Annotated in this window: 5 protein-coding genes and 2 pseudogenes; all 7 read left to right on the forward strand. The window is 51.5% G+C overall.

Going from position 1 to position 5,230, the window contains the following annotated elements; genetic code table 11:
* Positions 1 to 163 precede the first annotated feature (163 nt).
* Complete coding sequence (locus ACMWKA_RS25300) at positions 164 to 379, forward strand: MbeD family mobilization/exclusion protein (protein ID WP_086581678.1); 216 nt, start codon at positions 164 to 166, stop codon at positions 377 to 379.
* 1,124 nt (positions 380 to 1,503) lie between these two features.
* Positions 1,504 to 2,016, forward strand: a complete 513-nt coding sequence (locus ACMWKA_RS25305; RefSeq protein ID WP_001276096.1) for a hypothetical protein — start codon at positions 1,504 to 1,506, stop codon at positions 2,014 to 2,016.
* Complete coding sequence (locus ACMWKA_RS25310) at positions 2,017 to 2,511, forward strand: hypothetical protein (RefSeq protein ID WP_000929317.1); 495 nt, start codon at positions 2,017 to 2,019, stop codon at positions 2,509 to 2,511.
* Between the two features lie 272 nt (positions 2,512 to 2,783).
* Complete coding sequence (locus tag ACMWKA_RS25315) at positions 2,784 to 3,110, forward strand: helix-turn-helix transcriptional regulator (RefSeq protein ID WP_208644579.1); 327 nt, start codon at positions 2,784 to 2,786, stop codon at positions 3,108 to 3,110.
* Positions 3,111 to 4,056: 946 nt separating this feature from the next.
* On the forward strand, positions 4,057 to 4,401 hold the full coding sequence (locus tag ACMWKA_RS25320; protein WP_046380542.1) for a MobC family plasmid mobilization relaxosome protein: 345 nt from the start codon (positions 4,057 to 4,059) through the stop codon (positions 4,399 to 4,401).
* A pseudogene (gene mbeA, locus ACMWKA_RS25325) lies at positions 4,391 to 5,170 on the forward strand (plasmid mobilization relaxase MbeA); the annotation flags it as partial. The gene ACMWKA_RS25320 and the pseudogene mbeA, both read left to right, overlap by 11 nt.
* A pseudogene (locus tag ACMWKA_RS25330) lies at positions 5,139 to 5,230 on the forward strand (MbeB family mobilization protein); the annotation flags it as partial. The pseudogenes mbeA and ACMWKA_RS25330, both read left to right, overlap by 32 nt.

The following is a 5,230-nucleotide window of genomic DNA, read 5'->3' on the forward strand; positions in this document are numbered from 1 at the left end:
GCAGGAAGATACCCTGGCGAAAATGACCGCCCGGACGTGGGGAGTGCGCTATCAGGAGAGCAGCGACGGCCGGAGGTTTCTTATCCTGCCGCCGGGGATGCAAACCGAAGCCATCCCTTACGACGGGACGACATGGATCCGCCTGAAACAGGAGTAGCGGAAAATGACAGAGCTGGAAAAGCAGTTGCTGAGCGCATTAGAGCAGCTACAGCAGGACTACTCGCAAAGGCTGGACGAGTGGGAGAGCGCCTTCGAGGAATGGCGGAGCATGTGTGGGCTTATGCAACGGGAGAACGCGATGCTGAACGAGCGCGTGTCGGACTTGAGCACGCAGGTGCTGAGTTTAAGCGAGCAGCTGCGCCGCTTGTCCGGGAACTGAATGCCATCGAGGAGAAGGCTGTACTGGAGTATCAGCGTCAGAACGAGCTGGAGCTGACGCTCCGACAGAAGCAGAAGAGTTTCGATGGTCCGAAGATGAGGTGACAGCCCGCACGAAGAAGGGCTCATCGCGTTCCTGCTAAATAGGCTGACTACCGGAATGGTAGTGACTTATCCCGGAGGAAGTGATGAAAATTCTCAACGTTATTGAAGCCCTGCTGAACTGTTTTTACCTGGTGATGGAGCTGTGTGAGTTTCTGGAGAGGCATTTGCCGGTTTTTAAGGCGTTCGCGCTGATTTTAGTGTGACTTTACGCGCCATGCATCTGGCTGCATGACTATGCAGCAGTGTAATATCCAGCGGCTGCGTTTCCGGTGTTTTTTCGTCATGTCTGTCGCCACTTTCTCGCGTCTGGCACCGGAAACGCAGCCAACCCCGTTTCAGCGGTGCGGGCAACGGATGTTATGGTAAATATTGGTGCTCTGGGATGAAGCGAAAATAGGCTTTTTTTCGCTGTTTTAGCCTGTTCAGGAACGGCAAGAGTAAATATCTGGGAGCATGAAGCTCGTTAACCTGAATGGAGATCCTGATGATGGACAAAGATACCACCACCCTAAAACGCACTTTGGCTCATAATCGAGCCTTAATCGATAGTATTAACCGCAGTGGCATAGCCTGGTGCTATAACACTGAGATTGTACTCGCTGCTTGTGAGGCGATTGAAGCCGAACTACAACGGCGAGGATGTTTGTAACAATAAGAAAACCCGCATCAGCGGGTTTTTTAGTCTCTGAGACGCGCTACCGCTAAATTATTTTTCTCTCTATCCGCCCTGGCTTGCCCCCTACAACCCCATGGAGCACAAGGAGCACAGGGAGAACCATCGAGCACACCGAGCACAACGAGCACCGCCTTCCTCTTGTAAATCATTATTAATCATATAATTAAGAAACTTCATTGTAATATATATTACTTTTTATGTTTTTAAATGTAATGTTTATTGCGATTTAGCTTGTTTTTAACTCTATTTTTTCAGATGAGAACAAGCTGCCAGTCATGAATAACTCTTTGATTTTATTGGTTTTTTTTAATAAATTAGTGTCCATAGACAAACGGGAGACGACTATGTCCGCAAGAGCAAGAAAAGCAGGTAAGAGAAATCAGTCAGAACGACGTCAGGATTTGATTGAAAAATTGTGGGAAGACGACGAAATCGATACTTGGCATCGACTTGAAAATGATGGGTACTCAACAGTTCCACGTTATTTGCCTTTGATAGGCGATCTCATGGATGGTCTGTCAAAAGGATCACCATTATCAACAACCTACTTGGCTTTATGGTTCAGGGTTTCTGATGAGGGTTTGATTGAAATAAGAGATAAAGCAGCACTGGCTTTTGAATCAGGGTTCGCTAGTGAAAGAGGCGTAACTACATGGGCAGGGAGAATGAAAAAGCTAAAAGAACTGGGGTTCATATCCTGTCGTGAAGGCAGCACCGGTGAATTTCATTACGTGTTAATTGTTCACCCATTAGTTGCAGTCAAAAAGCTGCTTGATGAAGGGATTATCCCTAAAGGAAAGACTTATAACATTTTGTCGGAGCGTGTAATTGAGGTGGGAGCCTCTTGGGAGGGTTAAATGGCGGGCACAGTATGGCGTGACATAAGAACGGGAGAGACTGTTTTTCCTATGGGGCACCTGCACCCTCAGAGGTGCTGTGTTGATGTAAACGGTACTTCTGTAGATATAGAAATTAGTTTTGGTTTTCATGTTTTTACTGATGAAAAACAAACCGGAATGCTGATGAAATTTAAGGAGGAACAGAGGTTTTTTTGTAGGGAACGCTATGAGGGCAGCAAAACTATCGTTCACAGAATACTTACAGCGATAGAAAACGGTGAATACATTACAGCATTTATTTCAAAGGGGCAGGGGCAGCGGTATTACCATCTTAGCCATCATGATGACTTCATTTTGATGGAAATAAGAAAGCCTCAAGATAGAAATAATTCTTTGCGTATTCATGTTGTTACAGCTTACACGCTTGATGAATGGGGGACTGTAAATAAAGGACGTAACCTGCGGTTTAGATATGTGCTGGAACAGCGACTGCAGGGAAAGAAGATTGTGTAAAAAACAAAAAGCGCCTAAGGCGCCTTTGTTTTTTGCAGAATTTCGGTCTGGCCTTTCGTTATCCCGCTCACAGGCTGGGAGGGTGTGACCCCCGGCATCAGCACCCCTCTCTCGAGGTTCCGGTTTGTGCTGACAACATTAGTATCCTATTCCACATGTTCGTTGTCAAACTAGCGTACTTTTTGGTGTTCATTGATGTTTATAGGTTGTCATTTACCATCTTTGGGGTTATAAGTGCCTATAGGTTTTCATTGTTTTTTATAGGTGTTCATATGAAGTTGCTTGATAGTAATGAAGTGTGTGAGCTCTTAGGCATCAGTAAGTCCACTTTGTATCGTTGGTGCGGGGTGTCTGAGGATTTTTCTGGCTTGGGTCTAAGTAGCGGTCTTCCTCAGGCTAACGCTTTGAATAGCCGGCTGGCTAAGGCTACTCAGAAATCTTTAGGCTGGGAAAATATGCTCGTTGGGAGGGCATTACAGCAAAAAGCTCTCGGTGTCGAAGAGACGCCAAGCGACTTCCCTCGTCCTTTCAAGATCGGTCGTTCGTTTAAATGGAAAGACGCCGAAATTATGGCTTGGCTTGAAACGCGACGCGTTTGATTGATAGATCTTCTTGAGATCATTTGGATCTCGTCGTAGTCTTTTGTCCTGTAAACGAAAAAACCACCCTGGCAGGTGGTTTTTCGAAGGTTATTTAATCCTGGCAGATTGAATAACCGTGGTAACAGTCTTGTGCGAGACGTGTCACCAAATCTGTCCTTTCAGTGTAGCCTCACTAAGGCCACCACTTCAAGAACTCTGAATACATCTCTCGCACATCCTGTTTACCAATGGCTACCGCCACTGGCGATTTTTCGTGTCTGTTCCGGGTTGGACTCAAGATGATAGTTACCGGGACAACGTGGTAGTCGGGCTGAACGGGGGGTTCTTGCACACAGCCCAGCTTGGAGCGAACTGTCTAAACGGAACGGGACGTGGTGATTTAGGTAAAGCTTCCACCACAACACGGATGCCGCAGGACGGGAACAGGAGAGCGCAAGAGGGAGCCGCCAGGGGGAAACGCCTGGTATCTTTAAGTCCTGTCGGGTTTCGCCACCACTGATTTGAGCGTCAGATTTCGTGATGCTTGTCAGGGGGGCGGAGCCTATGGAAAAACGGCTTCGCCGCGGCCTTATCGTTTCCCTGTTAAGTCTCTTCCTGGCATCTACCAGGAAATTTCCGCCCCGTTCGTAAGCCATTTCCGCTCGCCGCAGCCGAACGACCGAGCGCAGCGAGTCAGTGAGCGAGGAAGCGGAATATATCCTGTATCGCATATTCTGCTGACGCACCGGTGCCGCCTTTTTTCTCCCGCCACATGAAGCACTTCACTGACATTCGCATCCGTGCCAACATAGTAAGCCAGTATACACTCCGCTAGCGCTGCGTGACTGGTTCAGGGCTGCGCCCCGAAACCCGCTAAAAGCCACTGACGCGCCTGCGGCTTGTCCAACCCCGCGCCGACCGGGAAAGGCTTTCCCGCCCGTCCCGGCGTTATCAGGAGGCCGGTTTGTCAGAGAAACGGAACAAGATGCTCACCATGTGGGTGACGGAGGACGAGCACCGGCGGCTGCTTGAGCGCTGCGACGGCAGGCAGCTGGCAGCGTGGATGCGGCAGACCTGCCTGGACGAAAAGCCGGCACGTTCCGGAAAGCTCCCCTCACTCTCGCCGGCGCTGCTGCGCCAGCTTGCCGGCATGGGCAATAACCTGAATCAGATAGCCCGCCGGGTTAACGCCGGCGGCGACACCGGCCATGACAGGGTACAGATTGTGGCGGCGCTGATGGCCATCGATGCCGGGCTTGAGCGGCTGCGGCACGCCGTTCTTGAGAAAGGAACGGACGATGATCGTTAAATTTCATCCACGCGGTCGCGGCGGTGGCGCCGGGCCGGTGGACTATCTGCTGGGTAAAGACCGGCAGCGTGAAGGCGCCAGCGTCCTGCAGGGGAAGCCGGAAGAAGTCCGGGAGCTGATTGACGCGTCGCCTTACGTGAAGAAATACACCTCCGGCGTCCTGTCGTTTGCGGAGGCCGATCTGCCTCCCGGCCAGCGGGAAAAGCTGATGGCCAGCTTCGAGCGGGTTCTGATGCCCGGACTCGATAAAGATCAGTACAGCATTCTGTGGGTGGAGCACGCGGACAAGGGGCGTCTGGAGCTGAACTTTCTGATCCCCAATACCGAGCTGCTGACCGGCAGGCGGCTCCAGCCGTACTACGACCGCGCCGACCGACCGCGCATCGATGCCTGGCAGACCATCGTGAACGGCAGACTGGGGCTGCACGACCCGAACGCACCGGAAAACCGCCGGGCGCTGGTCACGCCGTCCGGACTGCCGAAAACGAAGCAGGAGGCCGCAGAAGCCATCACGCGCGGACTGCTGACCCTTGCTTCGTCCGGGGAGCTGAAAAGCCGTCAGGATGTCACTGAGGCGCTGGAACGGTCAGGTTTTGAGGTGGTGCGCACCACGAAAAGCAGTATCAGCATTGCCGACCCGGACGGGGGGCGAAACATCCGACTGAAGGGAGCCATCTATGAGCAGTCTTTTAACGCTGGCGAAGGACTTAGAGCAGCAATCGAAAGCGCGGCAGCAGAGTACCGGCGAGATGCTGAAAGCCGCATTCAGCGAGCACGAGCAGTCTGTCAGAGCGGAACTGAGCGCAAGCGCGAGGAGAATCAGCGACGC

It is taken from the genome of Enterobacter sp. 03-F-07-AD-ECC, assembly GCF_047530935.1.
GTDB lineage: Bacteria > Pseudomonadota > Gammaproteobacteria > Enterobacterales > Enterobacteriaceae > Enterobacter > Enterobacter cloacae.

Excerpts from the sequence above, each read along its gene's own strand:
- ACMWKA_RS25300 (WP_086581678.1), top strand. The coding sequence starts at position 164 with ATGACAGAGCTGGAAAAGCAGTTGCTGAGCGCATTAGAGCAGCTACAG.
- ACMWKA_RS25305 (WP_001276096.1), top strand. The coding sequence starts at position 1,504 with ATGTCCGCAAGAGCAAGAAAAGCAGGTAAGAGAAATCAGTCAGAACGA.
- ACMWKA_RS25310 (WP_000929317.1), top strand. The coding sequence starts at position 2,017 with ATGGCGGGCACAGTATGGCGTGACATAAGAACGGGAGAGACTGTTTTT.
- ACMWKA_RS25315 (WP_208644579.1), top strand. The coding sequence starts at position 2,784 with ATGAAGTTGCTTGATAGTAATGAAGTGTGTGAGCTCTTAGGCATCAGT.